At 51.6% G+C, this 16,241-nt stretch carries 14 protein-coding genes; 9 read left to right on the forward strand and 5 right to left on the reverse strand.

Features of this window, described 5'->3' with window-relative positions:
- The first annotated feature begins 154 nt into the window (after positions 1–154).
- Together cstA and ABVN36_RS14915 are read left to right on the forward strand one after the other, a co-directional pair.
- A complete protein-coding gene (cstA, locus tag ABVN36_RS14910) occupies positions 155–2,260 on the forward strand; it encodes a pyruvate/proton symporter CstA (protein WP_001043108.1) in 2,106 nt (701 codons plus the stop codon).
- A 63-nt stretch (positions 2,261–2,323) separates the two neighbouring features.
- Positions 2,324–2,521 carry a YbdD/YjiX family protein gene (locus ABVN36_RS14915; protein ID WP_000460619.1) on the forward strand — a complete coding sequence of 66 codons (198 nt, stop codon included), beginning with the start codon at positions 2,324–2,326 and terminating at the stop codon, positions 2,519–2,521.
- A gap of 35 nt (positions 2,522–2,556) precedes the next feature.
- Here ABVN36_RS14915 and ABVN36_RS14920 read toward each other — a convergent pair whose 3' ends face one another.
- Positions 2,557–3,645, reverse strand: coding sequence for an oxidoreductase (locus tag ABVN36_RS14920; RefSeq protein WP_023137878.1), 1,089 nt, complete (start codon positions 3,643–3,645; stop codon positions 2,557–2,559).
- 126 nt (positions 3,646–3,771) lie between these two features.
- On the opposite strand from ABVN36_RS14920, the gene ABVN36_RS14925 reads away from it, so the two are divergent.
- Positions 3,772–4,932: a pyridoxal phosphate-dependent aminotransferase gene (locus tag ABVN36_RS14925; protein ID WP_001245599.1), complete on the forward strand. Its 1,161-nt coding sequence runs from the start codon at positions 3,772–3,774 to the stop codon at positions 4,930–4,932.
- Here ABVN36_RS14925 and ABVN36_RS14930 read toward each other — a convergent pair whose 3' ends face one another.
- From ABVN36_RS14930 to dsbG, 4 genes are all read right to left on the reverse strand, one after another.
- Positions 4,933–5,550, reverse strand: coding sequence for a ParB/RepB/Spo0J family partition protein (locus ABVN36_RS14930; RefSeq protein ID WP_001164755.1), 618 nt, complete (start codon positions 5,548–5,550; stop codon positions 4,933–4,935).
- The gene (locus ABVN36_RS14935; RefSeq protein WP_000118142.1) at positions 5,523–6,758 is read right to left on the reverse strand and encodes a phosphoadenosine phosphosulfate reductase; all 1,236 of its coding nucleotides are present in this window, start codon (positions 6,756–6,758) and stop codon (positions 5,523–5,525) included. Before ABVN36_RS14935 ends, ABVN36_RS14930 begins: the two co-directional genes overlap by 28 nt.
- A 165-nt stretch (positions 6,759–6,923) precedes the next feature.
- Positions 6,924–7,826, reverse strand: coding sequence for a LysR family transcriptional regulator (locus ABVN36_RS14940; RefSeq protein WP_000002501.1), 903 nt, complete (start codon positions 7,824–7,826; stop codon positions 6,924–6,926).
- Between the two features lie 316 nt (positions 7,827–8,142).
- Positions 8,143–8,889, reverse strand: a complete 747-nt coding sequence (gene dsbG / locus ABVN36_RS14945; RefSeq protein ID WP_000597122.1) for a thiol:disulfide interchange protein DsbG — start codon at positions 8,887–8,889, stop codon at positions 8,143–8,145.
- A gap of 440 nt (positions 8,890–9,329) precedes the next feature.
- On the opposite strand from dsbG, the gene ahpC reads away from it, so the two are divergent.
- The 6 genes from ahpC to ABVN36_RS14975 all read left to right on the forward strand — a co-directional run bounded on the left by ahpC (position 9,330) and on the right by ABVN36_RS14975 (position 16,186).
- A complete protein-coding gene (gene ahpC, locus ABVN36_RS14950) occupies positions 9,330–9,893 on the forward strand; it encodes an alkyl hydroperoxide reductase subunit C (protein WP_000052802.1) in 564 nt (187 codons plus the stop codon).
- Positions 9,894–10,134: 241 nt separating this feature from the next.
- Complete coding sequence (ahpF, locus tag ABVN36_RS14955) at positions 10,135–11,700, forward strand: alkyl hydroperoxide reductase subunit F (protein ID WP_000887644.1); 1,566 nt, start codon at positions 10,135–10,137, stop codon at positions 11,698–11,700.
- 332 nt (positions 11,701–12,032) lie between these two features.
- Positions 12,033–12,593, forward strand: coding sequence for a molecular chaperone (locus ABVN36_RS14960; RefSeq protein ID WP_000377440.1), 561 nt, complete (start codon positions 12,033–12,035; stop codon positions 12,591–12,593).
- Positions 12,586–14,865, forward strand: a complete 2,280-nt coding sequence (locus ABVN36_RS14965; protein WP_023137877.1) for a molybdopterin-dependent oxidoreductase — start codon at positions 12,586–12,588, stop codon at positions 14,863–14,865. The genes ABVN36_RS14960 and ABVN36_RS14965 overlap by 8 nt, the downstream gene beginning before the upstream one ends.
- Positions 14,862–15,419: a 4Fe-4S dicluster domain-containing protein gene (locus ABVN36_RS14970; protein WP_001250381.1), complete on the forward strand. Its 558-nt coding sequence runs from the start codon at positions 14,862–14,864 to the stop codon at positions 15,417–15,419. Before ABVN36_RS14965 ends, ABVN36_RS14970 begins: the two co-directional genes overlap by 4 nt.
- A complete protein-coding gene (locus tag ABVN36_RS14975) occupies positions 15,419–16,186 on the forward strand; it encodes a dimethyl sulfoxide reductase anchor subunit family protein (RefSeq protein ID WP_023137876.1) in 768 nt (255 codons plus the stop codon). Before ABVN36_RS14970 ends, ABVN36_RS14975 begins: the two co-directional genes overlap by 1 nt.
- The last annotated feature ends 55 nt before the right edge of the window (positions 16,187–16,241 follow it).

The following is a 16,241-nucleotide window of genomic DNA, read 5'->3' on the forward strand; positions in this document are numbered from 1 at the left end:
CGTCAACGAAGAAAGGAAGTGATCTGGTTAACACTGTAATGTAAAAAATGGGTAACGATCCGGTTTTATCATGTTGTTGTGTTGTTAATTACGGTAAAGGTGTTATAGAAACAAAATGTAACATCTCTCTGGAACACCCAAACGGACAACAACTATGAATAAATCAGGGAAATACCTCGTCTGGACAGCGCTCTCAGTATTGGGTGCGTTTGCCCTGGGCTATATTGCGTTAAATCGTGGGGAACAGATCAACGCGCTATGGATCGTGGTGGCGTCGGTCTGTGTCTATCTTATTGCGTATCGTTTTTATGGGCTCTATATCGCCAAAAAAGTGCTGGCGGTTGACCCAACGCGTATGACGCCCGCGGTACGTCATAATGATGGTCTGGATTATGTCCCGACCGATAAAAAAGTGCTGTTCGGTCACCATTTTGCGGCCATTGCTGGCGCAGGTCCGCTGGTCGGGCCGGTACTGGCGGCGCAGATGGGCTATCTGCCGGGGATGATCTGGCTGCTGGCGGGCGTCGTGCTGGCGGGAGCGGTGCAGGACTTTATGGTGCTGTTCGTCTCGACCCGGCGCGATGGGCGTTCGCTTGGCGAGCTGGTTAAAGAGGAGATGGGCGCGACGGCAGGGGTGATCGCGCTGGTAGCCTGCTTTATGATCATGGTGATCATTCTGGCCGTCCTGGCGATGATCGTGGTGAAAGCGCTGACCCATAGCCCGTGGGGAACGTACACTGTCGCGTTCACTATTCCACTGGCGATTTTTATGGGCATCTACCTGCGTTATCTGCGTCCGGGGCGCATCGGCGAGGTGTCGGTCATTGGGCTGGTATTTCTTATTTTCGCTATTATTTCCGGCGGATGGGTGGCGGCAAGCCCAACCTGGGCGCCGTACTTTGATTTTACTGGCGTGCAGCTTACCTGGATGCTGGTGGGGTATGGTTTTGTCGCGGCGGTACTGCCGGTCTGGCTGCTGCTCGCGCCGCGTGATTACCTCTCTACCTTCCTGAAAATTGGTACGATTGTCGGTCTGGCGGTCGGGATTCTGATTATGCGTCCGACGCTGACTATGCCGGCGCTGACCAAATTTGTTGATGGTACCGGACCGGTCTGGACGGGCGACCTGTTCCCGTTCCTGTTTATTACCATCGCCTGCGGCGCGGTCTCCGGTTTCCATGCGCTCATCTCCTCCGGCACGACGCCGAAGATGTTGGCCAACGAAGGCCAGGCCTGCTTTATCGGCTACGGCGGGATGTTAATGGAATCTTTCGTCGCCATTATGGCGCTGGTCTCCGCCTGTATTATCGATCCGGGCGTTTACTTTGCGATGAATAGCCCGATGGCGGTACTGGCGCCAGCGGGGACAGCGGATGTCGTGGCTTCTGCCGCGCAGGTGGTCAGTAGTTGGGGTTTCGCTATCACGCCGGATACGTTACACCAGATTGCCAATGAAGTCGGCGAACAATCCATTATCTCCCGCGCAGGCGGTGCGCCAACGCTGGCGGTAGGGATGGCCTACATTTTACATGGCGCGTTGGGCGGCATGATGGATGTAGCCTTCTGGTATCACTTCGCCATTCTGTTTGAAGCGCTGTTTATTCTGACGGCGGTGGATGCGGGTACCCGTGCGGCGCGCTTTATGTTGCAGGATTTGTTGGGCGTAGTGTCGCCAGGGCTGAAACGTACCGATTCGCTGCCAGCGAACCTGCTTGCTACGGCATTGTGCGTGCTGGCGTGGGGGTATTTCCTCCATCAGGGCGTGGTCGATCCGTTGGGCGGTATTAACACCCTGTGGCCGCTGTTTGGCATCGCCAACCAGATGCTGGCGGGGATGGCGCTGATGCTTTGCGCCGTGGTACTGTTCAAAATGAAGCGTCAGCGTTATGCGTGGGTCGCGCTGGTGCCAACGGCCTGGCTGCTGATTTGTACGCTGACGGCGGGCTGGCAGAAAGCGTTTAGTCCGGATGCGAAAATCGGCTTCCTGGCCATTGCCAATAAGTTCCAGGCGATGATCGACAGCGGCAATATTCCGCCGCAGTACACCGAATCGCAGCTCGCGCAGTTGGTATTCAATAACCGTCTGGATGCCGGGCTAACCATCTTCTTTATGGTGGTGGTCGTGGTGCTGGCGGTCTTCTCTATTAAGACGGCGCTGGCCGCTCTGAAGATTGACAAACCGACGGCGAATGAAACGCCGTATGAGCCGATGCCGGAAAATGTGGATGAGATCGTGACGCAGGCGAAAGGCGCGCACTAATCTTTTTTCATCAATAGCCCTCTCCAGAATAAGGAGAGGGCATTTGGATGACAGGTGACAACAATGTTCGATACGCTTTCGAAAGCCGGAAAATATCTGGGACAGGCCGCAAAAATGATGATTGGCGTGCCAGACTACGACAACTATGTTGAGCATATGCGCATAACGCATCCGGATCAGACGCCGATGACCTATGAAGAATTTTTCCGCGAGCGGCAGGATGCGCGCTATGGTGGAAAAGGCGGCGCGCGTTGCTGCTGATGGTTGCCAGGCCTGATAAACGCAACGTCACCAGGCTATATTCTGAAAAATTCAACTTTTTCAAACGCCGCACGCAGGGTGTCTGGCGTTAACGTCACCGGTAAATAGTGGATGGATTCGACCGGGCGCAGGGTATGCGCGATGACCCTATCGATCTCGGCGGTGTTATGAATATCCACGTCCAGTTCGCTAAGCCGGGTCGGCAGATGAAATCGCCGGTACGCTGTAATCAATTGCGCCAGCACGTCATCTTGTCCCAGTAGCGCGCTTTGCACCAGAATGCCATAAGCCACTTTCGTTCCGTGCAGGAATTTTTCCGTTTGCGGCAGGACGGTCAGACCGTTGTGTACCGCATGGGCGGCGGCGACACGGGTATAGCGTTCTCCGAGGCCGCCGACCATACCGCCGCCAGCGATAATCGCATCCACCACGTCGCAAAATGCCTGGGTCAGCCGACGCTGCTGTTTATCCGCTAATGCTTGTTCGCTGCTGGTCAGCAGGAGATCGCGAATAGCGCACGCGCTGTTAATGCCCAGTCTTACGGTCAAAGGTAACGTTTCAGGCTGCGGCGCAAGCACAACGGCTTCATACCATTTCGCCAGCGTATCGCCAATGCCAGCTAACAGATAGTCATCGGGCGCCTGCAGAATAATGCGCGGTTCGACCAGCACCAGAAAATTGGCATCATCAAAAATTTCGAACTGTAACGCCTGTCCCGCGTCGTTATACCAGACGGAAAGCGGTGTCCAGGCGGCGCAGGTCGCCGCGATGGTCGGGATAGCGACAAACGGCAGCGCCAGACGACGGGCGAGCGCTTTGGCGGTATCGAGCAGCGCGCCGCCGCCGACGCCTATCACCACCTGACGATCGTCGTTGCAGGCGTGCGCCAGTTGGGCAACATGGCGTTCGCTACAATGGCCGGTAAACTGCAGATGTTTTGCGCCAGCACGTTCAAACGCTTCCGGCAGGTAAGGCCGGGCGGCGGCAATCGCGCGTTCGCCGTACACCCAAACGGCGTGGGAAAGCTGTTCCGGCGTGAAAAAGTCTGTCAGTCTTCCGAGGCTTCCGGCATGGGAAAAATAATTCGCCGGGCCGGTAACGACGCGGATTTCAGTGTGGTTCATGTTGTGTTGTCCTTAGGGTCTTCTCACCGCTGTTATTATATTTAGACATCTAAACGTCTTGATTGCCAAATACTAACACCCTGTGATAGTGTGTCAATAACCACATCACTGGCGGGTATGAAGATAATGAGAAATAACCCACTGATTCCAAAAAGCAAATTGCCCAATCTTGGCACCACGATTTTTACGCAAATGAGCGCGCTGGCGCAGAAACATCAGGCAATAAATTTATCGCAAGGCTTCCCTGATTTTGATGGTCCTCGTTATTTGCACGAGCGGTTGGCTTATCATGTCGCGCAGGGCGCGAATCAATATGCGCCGATGACGGGCGCGCAGGCGCTGCGGGAGGCCATAGCCGATAAAACGGCGGAAATATATGGTTATCGACCCGATGACGTCAGTGATATCACCGTCACGGCGGGCGCGACAGAGGCGCTGTATGCGGCGATTACCGCGCTGGTGCGGGCAGGGGATGAGGTTATCTGTTTCGATCCCAGTTACGACAGCTATGCCCCGGCCGTGGCGCTTTCCGGCGGCGTGTTAAAACGCATAGCGCTTACGCCGCCGCATTTTCGCGTCGACTGGCAGGCGTTTTCGGCGTTGCTTAGCGAGCGCACGCGGCTGGTGATCCTCAATACGCCGCATAATCCCACCGCTACCGTCTGGCGTCAGGAGGATATCGAGGCGCTGTGGCAGGCTATCGGCGAGCGGGAAATTTATGTATTAAGCGATGAAGTGTACGAACATATTTGTTTTGCCGTCGAAGGTCATGCCAGCGTATTGGCGCACCCTCAGTTACGAGAGCGGGCGGTTGCCGTTTCATCGTTTGGTAAAACCTTTCATATGACGGGATGGAAGATTGGTTACTGCGTTGCGCCTGCGGCCATTAGCGCCGAAATACGCAAAGTTCACCAGTACCTGACGTTTTGCGTCAATACGCCGGCGCAACTGGCGCTGGCGGATATGCTGCGCGCCGCGCCGGAACACTATCGCGCGTTACCCGATTTTTACCGGAAAAAACGCGATGTGCTGGTTAACGCGCTGGCGCAAAGCCGATTAAAAGTGCTGCCCTGTGAAGGTACCTATTTTCTGTTAATCGATTACAGCGCAGTGTCGACGCTAAATGACGTTGAGTTTTGTCAGTGGCTAACCGAAGAAGTCGGTGTCGCCGCTATTCCGCTTTCTGTCTTTTGCGCCGCCCCTTTCCCGCATCAGCTTATACGTTTATGTTTCGCTAAACAGGAATCAACGCTGCTGGCCGCCGCAGAGCGCCTGTGTAAACTGTAGTTATTTAACCGTCCACGCTCTGGAGAATCGACGGTCTGCAAAAAGCTCCTGCAGGCCGTTGATCTGTTTCAGGCGCAGGACTTCATCGGCGTCCATACCTAACTCCTGGCCGATTTTGCTCTCGTCCCAGCCTAGCAGAGAAAGTTCGCGCACGATTTCTGACATGGCGTGGATCTGGTGACGCCCGCGCGCGCGGTTATGCCGAATGGTTGCCGCCATGCGTTCGTGACGTTCTCTGTCCAGACACGTTATCGGCAGGTAGCCTTTCAGACGCCTTTTCAGGGCCGCTTTTCCTTTGCCCAGCTCATGACGGTGAAAACCGTCCACAATCTCGTACTCCTCGGCATCGGCCTTTACCACCACGATCGGCTGAGTAAACCCATCTTGTTCAATCGATTTAAGCAGCAGTTTTTTCTCGGGCGGCGCAACGTTATTCGGGTTGTAGTCATTAGGCGAAATATGATCGTTTTTCACCCACAGGACACAATCGACAGGCTCATCGCGAAAAGGACTAACGCTATGTATCGCCATTCTAAATTCATTAATGGCGGCGATCCTCTCCTCTTCAGGCAGTTCAGAGAGAAAGTGAGTTATTTCGGTTGTGAGTCGGTGTTGCATAAGATCCCCCATTCCTGGCGTTTAGCTTTCATACGTTCGTTATAACGCTGGTAATTCTTAGGTTTTGTCGGACTGAATGACAGCGCCCGGCACCAGTAATCATTGTTCAGTAATACTTTGCAGATCCGTCGCCATGACGGAATATCGCGCGATCCGATATCGCCATGCTGCGTCTGTGGAATAGTGTTCATGCCTTTTTTCTTATACCACTGCAAATAAACGGCGATTTTATTACGGTAATGTTCGGCAGTGACTTCAGGCATACTGTGTAGCAGGAGCAGCGCGTACTCTTCCCAGTTAAGGTGATCGGGTTTTAAAATTTTCCGGTGGCCGTAAAAATGGCTGTCTTGTCCGGCGTATATTCCCCCGCTGAGTGCGCCGCTGACTCTGGCGCACATGGCCGCCCAGCGCTCAGGTTCGATAACATGATACAGCCATAACCCCTGTCGTTGTTCCGGGCCGAACGGTTCGCAAATACGCATGTAACGGGGTGGTACGCCAGCCTGATACATCAAATTATACAAAGGGTTACAGGGTTTACCTGTTTTGGCGAACCAGGTCCAGATATCTGCGGTTTTCCAGTCATAGATGGGATAGATATACCAGGTGTGCCCCTTAGGGGCTAACGTGGTCCAGGGCTTATCGTCGGCAAAGCGCAGCTTATGCGAGTTAGCGATAGCGGCAAATCGGTTATAGGATTCGTCGGAACGAATACCGACCAGCATAGCGGCAGGACGTTTTTCTGAAAACCAGTCGGCAAAATCGCGAACGAACTGTTCAAAGGTCATGCCTTGTTGATAAAAGGAAAAAAAGGCCGGATCGGTAATCGCATCTTCTGGCGGTTGTCGTACCCAGTCGGTACCCGGCTGCCAACACTGCCACTCCGGCTGGTATTGTGAAAGGGAATTTTGTGTGGTTAAGGGTAATGCGACCCAATAAAAACGCTCAATAACGTCCGCGTAGTATTCACGTAACGATTCAATATAGGCGATGGTACAGGAGAATTGCGCTTCCCAGTCAATGAAGAGAACATGGATCTTTTTATTCATTTTGCGCGCCAACGTTGCCGTCAGGTGCAACATAAGTCCTGAATCTTTACCACCAGAAAATGAGACGCAGACCCGGGGTAAGGTTTCCAGGGTCCACATTATACGCTCTTGAGCCGCTTCCAGAACATTTTGCTCAAGTGGAACTTTATAAACCGACATCTCTGGATAGTCTCCGATGTGTTAACTACAGTATATTCGAAATAATTAACATAAAGGATAAGCGGATTAGATGAACTTGCAATGCTTTATTATATTTGTAAAATAAATATATCCCATAAATATATACATTGAATTTATATTAACACCTGTTATCTGACCTTCTTATTAATGCTTTTTTGTGATGTGCTCAATGAGTTCAGCAAATCCACTATTATTCAGCGAAGCTCTATTATACATAAGATAGAGCTGTATGGGAGCAATGGTAAAAGGTGTAGTGACTTTTTTAAGTTTGATAGAGGAAGAGTAATAGTCAACAAGTGATTCTGGTAAAAAACCAATAAGCTCCGTGGAGCTGATGGCGTTGGCGATGGTCATCAGCGATTTGCTTCTGAAACCAATTATTCTTTCCCCCAGCACATCATCTATAAGTGAATGATACTCTTTTATACCGCTTGCCCGGGCGACGAGTTGCGTAAATGACTCTTGTAGAATTTCATCGATAGTGGCGGTGTCGCCTAGTCGGGGATGGTTTTCACTGCAAACCAGGATACATTCCATCCTATTAAAGTGAGAACAAACAATAGAACGATTATTCAGTGGGGCCGATGAAACCACAACATCTGCTTTGCGGTAGGCAAGCAGATCTTCAGGCTGTTCGTCAGTGGTCAAAATGTCGTGATGTTCAATTTCAACCTGTGGATCTTTGCGGATATATTTAACTAATTTCATCACATATTGGGTGATCAACAGCTGTGGGCTGTAGATAATAAACTTTTTCTTCAGGCTGGACTGATTCATTATATTAATAGTTTGTTCCAGGCTGTTAAGGTTATTTTCTAAATGATAATGTAAATTAATGCCTGTTACGGTAGGCGTAATTCCTTTACCTGAACGAATAAATAGAGGGTCGTTGAATTGCGTGCGCAGGCGTTGCAATGACTGGCTTACGGCAGAAGGTGTAATATAGAGTGTTTCTGCTGCTTTGCTAATGCTTAAATGTTGATAGATACATTCAAATATAACCAACAAGTTAAGATCAAATTTTTTAAGGTCGTAAAGGTTAGCCATAGTATCTTCCTGGCATAATCATGGTATCTTTCATGATTATGACTTAATCTCAATAATTTACCAGAGTTATGTTTATTAAACTTAATGTAGAGTTTATTTAAACTAAAATACCACAGTTATGAATATTTTAGCGAGTAAATAATCACAGTAAAGGCGGACATAACGTACACTTTTATAATCACGCCGTTAGTCTAAAAAGGCTGTGCCGGATGACATGCTGGTCTGGCGTCGCGTTAATGCCGGGAGGAGGTTGGCCCGACAAACGCAGCGCTATCGGGCGGGGTACGGTTAAGCTTCTGCCTTGCTAATTTCTGCGTTAAGGCTGCCCCATCATGGCGTCCAGTTGCGCTTTTTCCGGTAAACCCACAACCTGTTGCAAAATCTTATCTTTATTCATGTAATAGATTGCTGGCGTCGCGTTAGCGCCAAGATCGTCCATTAACTGCTGATTCTGATTAATGACTTTCATCTGCGCCGGGGGGATGGACGCCGGAACCTCCAGCTTCATCTTTCCTGCGGAGGCTTCGTAGTCATGCCAGGTTTTCGCCGGGTCTTTCGCGGCTAAAATCGCTGCGGCTGTGGCCGGGCTTTCCGGTTTAATCACCCCGACCAGTAACGTACGTAATTGTACCTTGCCGGATTCGACCCACGGGCGAGCTTGCTGCCAAAACTGCTTACAATAGGGGCAGAAAGGGTCGGCGAAGACATACAGCACCACCGGCGCGTCTTTTTTACCGTCGAGTATCCATGACGCTTTTTCCATTTTCTGCCACATTTCTCGTCCGGCCGGCGCATAGATCTCTTTTTCTATCAGGGCGTTGCTAAGATTTTCACCTTTTTCATTATACATATAGCCGGAAATCGCGTGTTTACCGTCCGGCGTCAGGTAAATCGTGACGCCCATATCCTGATACTTTCCGAGATAGCCCTTCATGCCCCCCGGCGCCTCGAAGGATTTCAGGATTGTTATGCCCTGTTTTTCAATGGCTTTTACCGGCGCAGGCAGTTCTTCCGCGTGGGCGAGAATGGGCAGCATAGCAAGCAGCAGTGTACGTTTAATCATATTTTTTCCTTTTAAGATCAAAGCGAAAAGAGTATTAATGATGATGCCTATCACAGACATAGGTAAGAGCTGGCGTGACGGGATTGCCCTTTCTATGCTGGGGTGATGTAATCCTTTTCGCTGTTACAGCCTTTGTTAAGGTAATGTAGAGCGCAACACTTAGCCAGCATATACGCTATGGATTTCGAGTTGCAGACAATACGTCTGTAATTTGCAAGACGAGTCGTACTGGCTCTGAAGTTACCTACGGGTAGTTCAGGTAATGGGGCCGCCTGTCAGGCGGCCTTTTTACTTTAGATGGCTGACAGGGCGCAGTGTTCACAATGTCGCCCGAATCGGGTTGTTAGTTAACGCTTATTGATTTGATAATGGAAACGCATTAGCCGAATCAGCAAAATTTCGTTAACTTACTCCTCAACGAAAACACGGAGGAAGTATAGATGTCCTTAATTAACACCAAAATCAAACCTTTCAAAAACCAGGCGTTCAAAAACGGTGAATTCATTGAAGTCACCGAGAAAGATACCGAAGGCCGCTGGAGCGTCTTCTTCTTCTACCCGGCCGATTTTACCTTTGTTTGCCCGACTGAACTGGGTGACGTTGCCGACCATTACGAAGAACTGCAGAAGCTGGGCGTAGACGTTTATTCCGTCTCAACCGATACTCACTTCACGCACAAAGCATGGCACAGCAGCTCTGAAACTATCGCAAAAATCAAATATGCGATGATCGGCGACCCGACTGGCGCCCTGACCCGTAACTTCGACAACATGCGTGAAGATGAAGGTCTGGCAGACCGTGCGACCTTTGTTGTTGACCCGCAGGGTATCATCCAGGCGATCGAAGTTACCGCTGAAGGTATCGGCCGTGACGCGTCTGACCTGCTGCGTAAAATTAAAGCAGCACAGTACGTTGCCGCTCACCCAGGCGAAGTATGCCCGGCGAAATGGAAAGAAGGCGAAGCGACTCTGGCTCCATCTTTAGACCTGGTCGGTAAAATCTAAATTTCCGTCGTCTTTCACGCCATAGCTGCGTTGGCGTCGCCTGCTCACCCCGGTCACTTACTTCAGTAAGCTCCCGGGGATTCTCAGGCTAGCCGCCTTACTCTGACGTGAAATACTTTGGAAATTGTTTCAGTCATGGGCGCACCCGCGCCCATTTCATTTCAGCACCATGACGCAAGTTGCATTAATGCAGTCCCGCGAAGTCGGCTTGCATGATGATGTTTTCAGAGAGGGAAGAAGAATGCTCGACACAAATATGAAAACCCAGCTCAGGGCTTACCTTGAGAAACTGACCAAACCTGTTGAGCTGATTGCCACGCTGGATGACAGCGCTAAATCGGCGGAAATCAAGGAACTGCTGGCTGAAATCGCCGAGCTGTCCGACAAAGTCACATTTAAAGAAGACAATACTCTGCCGGTGCGCAAGCCGTCTTTCCTGATTACGAATCCAGGTTCTCAGCAGGGGCCGCGCTTTGCCGGTTCTCCGCTGGGCCACGAATTTACCTCGCTGGTTTTGGCGCTGCTGTGGACCGGCGGTCATCCGTCAAAAGAAGCGCAGTCGCTGCTGGAGCAGATTCGCGATATTGACGGCGATTTTGAATTCGAAACTTATTATTCACTCTCCTGCCATAACTGCCCGGACGTAGTGCAGGCGCTGAACCTGATGGCGGTGCTGAACCCGCGTATTAAACATACGGCAATTGATGGCGGCACCTTCCAGAACGAAATCACCGAACGTAACGTGATGGGTGTTCCGGCGGTATTTGTTAACGGTAAAGAGTTCGGCCAGGGACGTATGACTCTGACCGAGATTGTCGCTAAAGTGGATACTGGCGCAGAAAAACGCGCGGCGGAAGCGCTGAACAAACGCGATGCGTATGACGTACTGATTGTCGGCTCCGGCCCGGCGGGCGCGGCGGCGGCGGTCTACTCGGCGCGCAAAGGCATCCGTACCGGTCTGATGGGCGAGCGCTTCGGCGGTCAGGTGCTGGATACCGTGGATATCGAAAACTATATCTCGGTGCCGAAAACCGAAGGCCAGAAACTGGCGGGCGCGCTGAAAGCGCATGTCAGCGATTACGACGTTGACGTTATCGACAGCCAGAGCGCAAGTAAACTGGTTCCGGCCGCAACAGAAGGCGGCTTGCATCAGATTGAAACGGCGTCCGGCGCAGTATTGAAAGCGCGCAGTATCATCATCGCCACCGGCGCGAAATGGCGCAATATGAATGTGCCGGGCGAGGATCAGTATCGCACCAAAGGCGTCACCTATTGTCCGCACTGCGACGGTCCGTTATTTAAAGGGAAGCGTGTGGCGGTTATCGGCGGCGGCAACTCCGGCGTTGAAGCGGCTATCGATCTGGCAGGTATTGTAGAACACGTTACGTTGCTGGAGTTTGCGCCGGAGATGAAGGCGGATCAGGTGCTACAGGACAAAGTGCGTAGCCTGAAAAATGTCGATATCATTTTGAATGCGCAAACGACAGAAGTGAAGGGCGACGGTTCGAAAGTGGTGGGGCTGGAGTATCGTGACCGTGTCAGCGGCGATATTCATAGCGTCGCGCTGGCAGGGATTTTTGTGCAGATTGGTCTGTTGCCGAATACCCACTGGCTGGAAGGCGCGCTTGAGCGTAACCGCATGGGCGAGATCATTATTGACGCCAAATGTGAAACCAGCGTTAAGGGCGTCTTCGCCGCAGGCGATTGCACCACCGTTCCTTACAAACAGATTATCATCGCCACAGGCGAAGGGGCGAAAGCCTCGTTGAGCGCCTTTGATTATCTGATTCGTACCAAAATCGCATAAAAAGAAGTAAGCACACCTGCAAGGTCAGTTAACTGGCCATCGTAAACGGCCCGATAGTGTAAGCTATTCGGGCCTGCGGTGTTTATGCCTGGGGAACGCCGCCGGGTAAAACACGTTCTTCATTATCAATACTCTGAAACCGTCTGTTAATAACAGACGGTTTTTTATTTCAACGGTCTTCTGTTTTTAAACTTTGAAACAATAAAAAAGTCTTCTACGGATTTAACTGGAATTTTTCTGTTTTTTTATCAAAGAAAGATTAAGCGCTTCCGTTAACATGCTCATTCTTTTTTCTTGATTTATATTGCATTTGTATGTGAGGTTATTTATTCATGGATTCAATCTATGAATCACTGACGGAATTAGAAAAAACAGGGCTTACATTGCGTGATTTTTTTAATTCTCATGATAGTCGTTCACTGAAATCTGCCTACGTGAGATTAAATCCCACTGCTGCGGTAAACCTTACCGATCGGGCGTGGCTGGAGGCGGAGTATGACTTTAATGCGCTATTCGTCGGTCCTGGCAAGCTGCTGGCTGCGCCTTTCGCTTCAGTGTATCTGGAAGATGATGCGCTGGTGATGGGAAAGGCGACGCTGGAGATACGGGAGTTTATGGCAGCGTTGGGATTATCGGTTAATCAGGAGAGCAATATTCCTGACGATCATATTTCCTGCGTACTGGAATTGACCACACTATTACTGGCTAATACCCGGCAAACGTCACAATACCGATCTACTCTCACTCAATATATCAATAACTATTTAACAAAGTGGGTGCCATTATATATCGAAAAAATAAAAACTCATGCACAAACGACCACGTTATATACGGTGGCGGACATCTTATTTTATTGGCTTGATGAATTAAAACGAGAGTATCAATATGAGTAATGAGACGGGACATCTGAACAGACGTTCTTTTTTAAAGGGGATAGTGGCACTGGGCGCCGTTGCGGCTTTACCCGGAGGATTACTGACCTCCCGATGCGCGCTTGCGCAGCCGCCTGTTCCCTTTAACCCTAAAACGTACAAAATTTATCGTAACGCGTGTCCGCGTAACTGCTATGACACCTGTAGCCTCAAGACGTGGGTAAAGGACGGGGTCATTACTTTCGTGGAAGGCGCGCCGGAATCAACATTTACTCACGGTACCCCTTGCGTCAAAGGGTTAAGCTATCCGCGCCGGGTTTATAGCCCCGATCGTATTAAATATCCCATGGCGCAGGACGTTCGCGGTAGCGGCAACTGGCGTCGCATCTCATGGGAAGAGGCGATGCAGCGCATTGCCGCCAAAATGCTGGAGATTAAGAAAAAAGACGGTTCTATGCTCGGTCTGGCGCTGACCAAATATTCCGGTAAGTTTGGCGTGCTGAACTATGCCGTTGAAGGGATGATGTCCTCGCTTGGCTATACCACCCGTTTTGCCGGTACGCCGTGCTGGCCTGCCGGTATCGACGCGCAAAACTACGACATGGGCGACATGTGGTGTAACGACCCGGAAGATATGGTGAAAGCGAAATACATCATTATCTGGGGCGCCAACCCGGCCTGGTGCTCAATGCACAGCATGAAGTACATCTATCAGGCGCGCGAGAAAGGGGCGAAGGTCGTCGTTATCGACCCGCTGCTGTCGCAGACTGCCGCCAAAGCCGATCTCTACCTGCGCGTGCGGCCTGGCTCAGACGGCGCGCTGGCGCTGGGAATGGCGCGTCATCTGGTGGATAAAGGCCTGGTGGATCAGAATTTTGTCAACAACGATGCTCACGGCTATCCGGAATTTGAAGCCTATCTGCGCAATAACGTCACCGTGGAATGGGCGGCAGAAATCTGCGGCCTGTCTGCGGATGTCATTCGCCAGCTGGCGGAAGAGTTTACGGCGGTTAAGCCGGCCACGGTCTGGATTGGTTACGGGATGCAGCGTCATGTCAACGGCGGCGCCAACGTTCGCGCTATCGATGCCTTTGTCGCTATGTCCGGCAACATCGGTGTCGAAGGCGGCGGCGCGCGTTATGGCCATCTGCATACCTGGGGCTTTAACTATAACGCCATGCTGCAGAAGCCGCCGGTGGGCGCTATTGGCATACCGGGAGCGGCGGGCACCACCAGTGAATTCGGGGCTGCCGCTGGCAGCGACGCCGTGCAGTACTCCGATCGCTCTCTGAATATCAACCAAACGGCGCAGGGGATTCTGGAGGCCAACGATCCGCCGGTTCGTATGCTGTGGGTCGCCTGTAAAAACCCGTTTGCCCAGGATTTCGATCGCAGCAAGATGAAAAAAGCGTTTGAAAAACTGGAAATGGTGGTCTGCGCCGATCAGTTCTTCAACGAAACGGTGCAACACGCTGATATCGTGCTGCCCGTTACCACCGCGTTTGAAGAATGGAACGTGGATGCTTCTTACTGGCACTACTGGCTTTCCATTAATCAGCCGGCGATTAAGCCGATGTATGAAGCAAAATGCGATCTCGAAATCGCTACCATGCTGTCGCGCACCATTAATAAGATGGCGCCGGGTTCCTGTACCTTCCCGCAAGAGTTCGATCACAAGCGCTGGCTGGATCAGGAGTTCAACGACGGTATGGCGAAAATGTTCGGCATCTCTTCCTGGGACGATCTGCTGGACGGGCCGAAAAAAGCGATTCTGCCAAGTTCAGCCGCCTGGTACGATCGCAAGTTCAAAACGCCGTCAGGCAAGTATGAATTTAAATCTGAACTGGCGGAGAAAAACGGCCACACCGCGCTGCCGGAATACAAACCGGAAGCCGAGAGCAAACTGCCTTTCCATCTGTTTACGCCGCACGTGCAGTTTGGCCTGCACTCGCAGTTTATCAACCTGGACTGGATGCAGGTGTTCTACCCGGAACCGTTCGTTTATATCCATCCTTCTTCCGCACAGAAAAAAGGCATCAGCGAGAACGATCTGGTCAAAGTTTTCAATGGCACCGGTGAAGTTGAGCTGCGGGCAAAAGTCACCACCAACGTGCCGGAAGATTTTCTGGTGATGTATGAAGCGTGGTTCCCGAAACGGCAGTACAACGTGCAAAACGTCGTGGCCGATACGCCTGCTGATATGGGGCTGATGAAAACTGGCGCGCCGGGCGCCGCTATCCACAGTCAGTTTGCTGACGTTGTATTGATCGGTAAAGGGGAATCCGTAGCATGAGACGTGCGTTTTTAGTGAATAGCGATAAGTGCATCGGCTGCCGCGGCTGTGCTATGGCGTGTAAAAGCTTTAACCAACTGGAGCCGGATCGCTTCTGGCGCTACGTTTATCCGTTGGATAAAGACATCTATCCACATGAAGAGCGGGCGTTTTACTCGCTGGCCTGTAACCACTGCGAACATCCGGCCTGCGTCGCCGCCTGTCCGGTCGAAGCCTATACCAAACGTGAAGATGGCGTGGTGGTGCATAACCCTGAGCGCTGCATTGGCTGCAAAAACTGTATTCGTAACTGTCCTTATGGCGCGCCGCGTTTTAATGAAGAGACGCGTAAAGCGGAAAAATGCAGTATGTGCTACGAGCGTCTTGATATCGGTATGAATCCGGCGTGCGTAAACGCCTGCCCGGTGGGCGCCTTGTCGATTATTGATTTGGATGCCGATCCTGTGCCCGATAATGCGGTGCAGTATCCGCCAGGGTTCCCGCATATGCCACAGCTTAATCCAGGAACGCGCTTTATTCTGGCGCGCCAGCCTAAGCAGCCGGAGGACAAGTAATGGAAAAATATGAATTGCCGCTGGTGTTTTTTACGGTATTAAGCCAGATGTCTGTCGGGATGGCTTTGGTACTGACATGGCGTACGCTGCGTAGTGAAGTGGAAGGCCAGCGTTTCTATTGGTTGGCCACCGGGCTGGTGCTGGCATTGGCGTCTATTGCCGCGATTCTGCATCTGGCGCATCCCGATCGCGCTTATAATGCGCTGATTAACCTGCGACATGCCTGGTTAAGTCGGGAAATCCTTGGCGCCACGTTGTTTGGCGCAGCGGTCGGCGTAACGTTCCTGGCAAAGGGACATAAAGCGATGGCTCTTATCGCCTCCGTGTTCGGCGTGTTACTGGTGGCGGTGCAGGGGATGACCTACGCCGCGCCAGCGATGGTAGCTATCGCTAATGGATTTACCATGCTGTTATTTTTTATTACGGTATGGGTCATGGGTTGCGCGGCGATTCCGCTGTTAAAACTCAGGTCTGCCGTTCCTGCGTTACGCCAGGGAATTGTGGTGTGTATCGCGGTACTTATCGCGGCGCCGCTGGTGTGGTTAAGCGGGGGAACGGTAATGCAGATGACGGCGCGTTCATGGCTGGCTTCCCCGTTTTATCTGGCAAGCCTGGTCTGCCTTGCGCTCGCTTTTGTCGCCAGCCGTCACGGTGATTCGCGCTCGAAACTCCTGTTCGTCTTGTTATTCGTCGGCGTATTTCTGAGCCGGCTGGTCTTTTTTGGCGACACGGTGAGTACTATTGTGAATATCGGGCATTTGTATTAACGATGATGCAGTAAAAAGCCCTGCCAGGCGTGACCTGGCAGGGCGTGTCAGTTTT

Origin of the sequence: Salmonella sp. SJTUF15581 (assembly GCF_043356775.1) — a bacterium.
GTDB classification, from domain to species: Bacteria; Pseudomonadota; Gammaproteobacteria; order Enterobacterales; family Enterobacteriaceae; genus Salmonella; species Salmonella enterica.

Coding starts and splice junctions, on each gene's coding strand:
- cstA (WP_001043108.1), top strand. CDS start 155: ATGAATAAATCAGGGAAATACCTCGTCTGGACAGCGCTCTCAGTATTG.
- ABVN36_RS14915 (WP_000460619.1), top strand. CDS start 2,324: ATGTTCGATACGCTTTCGAAAGCCGGAAAATATCTGGGACAGGCCGCA.
- ABVN36_RS14920 (WP_023137878.1), bottom strand. CDS start 3,645: ATGAACCACACTGAAATCCGCGTCGTTACCGGCCCGGCGAATTATTTT.
- ABVN36_RS14925 (WP_001245599.1), top strand. CDS start 3,772: ATGAGAAATAACCCACTGATTCCAAAAAGCAAATTGCCCAATCTTGGC.
- ABVN36_RS14930 (WP_001164755.1), bottom strand. CDS start 5,550: ATGCAACACCGACTCACAACCGAAATAACTCACTTTCTCTCTGAACTG.
- ABVN36_RS14935 (WP_000118142.1), bottom strand. CDS start 6,758: ATGTCGGTTTATAAAGTTCCACTTGAGCAAAATGTTCTGGAAGCGGCT.
- ABVN36_RS14940 (WP_000002501.1), bottom strand. CDS start 7,826: ATGGCTAACCTTTACGACCTTAAAAAATTTGATCTTAACTTGTTGGTT.
- dsbG (WP_000597122.1), bottom strand. CDS start 8,889: ATGATTAAACGTACACTGCTGCTTGCTATGCTGCCCATTCTCGCCCAC.
- ahpC (WP_000052802.1), top strand. CDS start 9,330: ATGTCCTTAATTAACACCAAAATCAAACCTTTCAAAAACCAGGCGTTC.
- ahpF (WP_000887644.1), top strand. CDS start 10,135: ATGCTCGACACAAATATGAAAACCCAGCTCAGGGCTTACCTTGAGAAA.
- ABVN36_RS14960 (WP_000377440.1), top strand. CDS start 12,033: ATGGATTCAATCTATGAATCACTGACGGAATTAGAAAAAACAGGGCTT.
- ABVN36_RS14965 (WP_023137877.1), top strand. CDS start 12,586: ATGAGTAATGAGACGGGACATCTGAACAGACGTTCTTTTTTAAAGGGG.
- ABVN36_RS14970 (WP_001250381.1), top strand. CDS start 14,862: ATGAGACGTGCGTTTTTAGTGAATAGCGATAAGTGCATCGGCTGCCGC.
- ABVN36_RS14975 (WP_023137876.1), top strand. CDS start 15,419: ATGGAAAAATATGAATTGCCGCTGGTGTTTTTTACGGTATTAAGCCAG.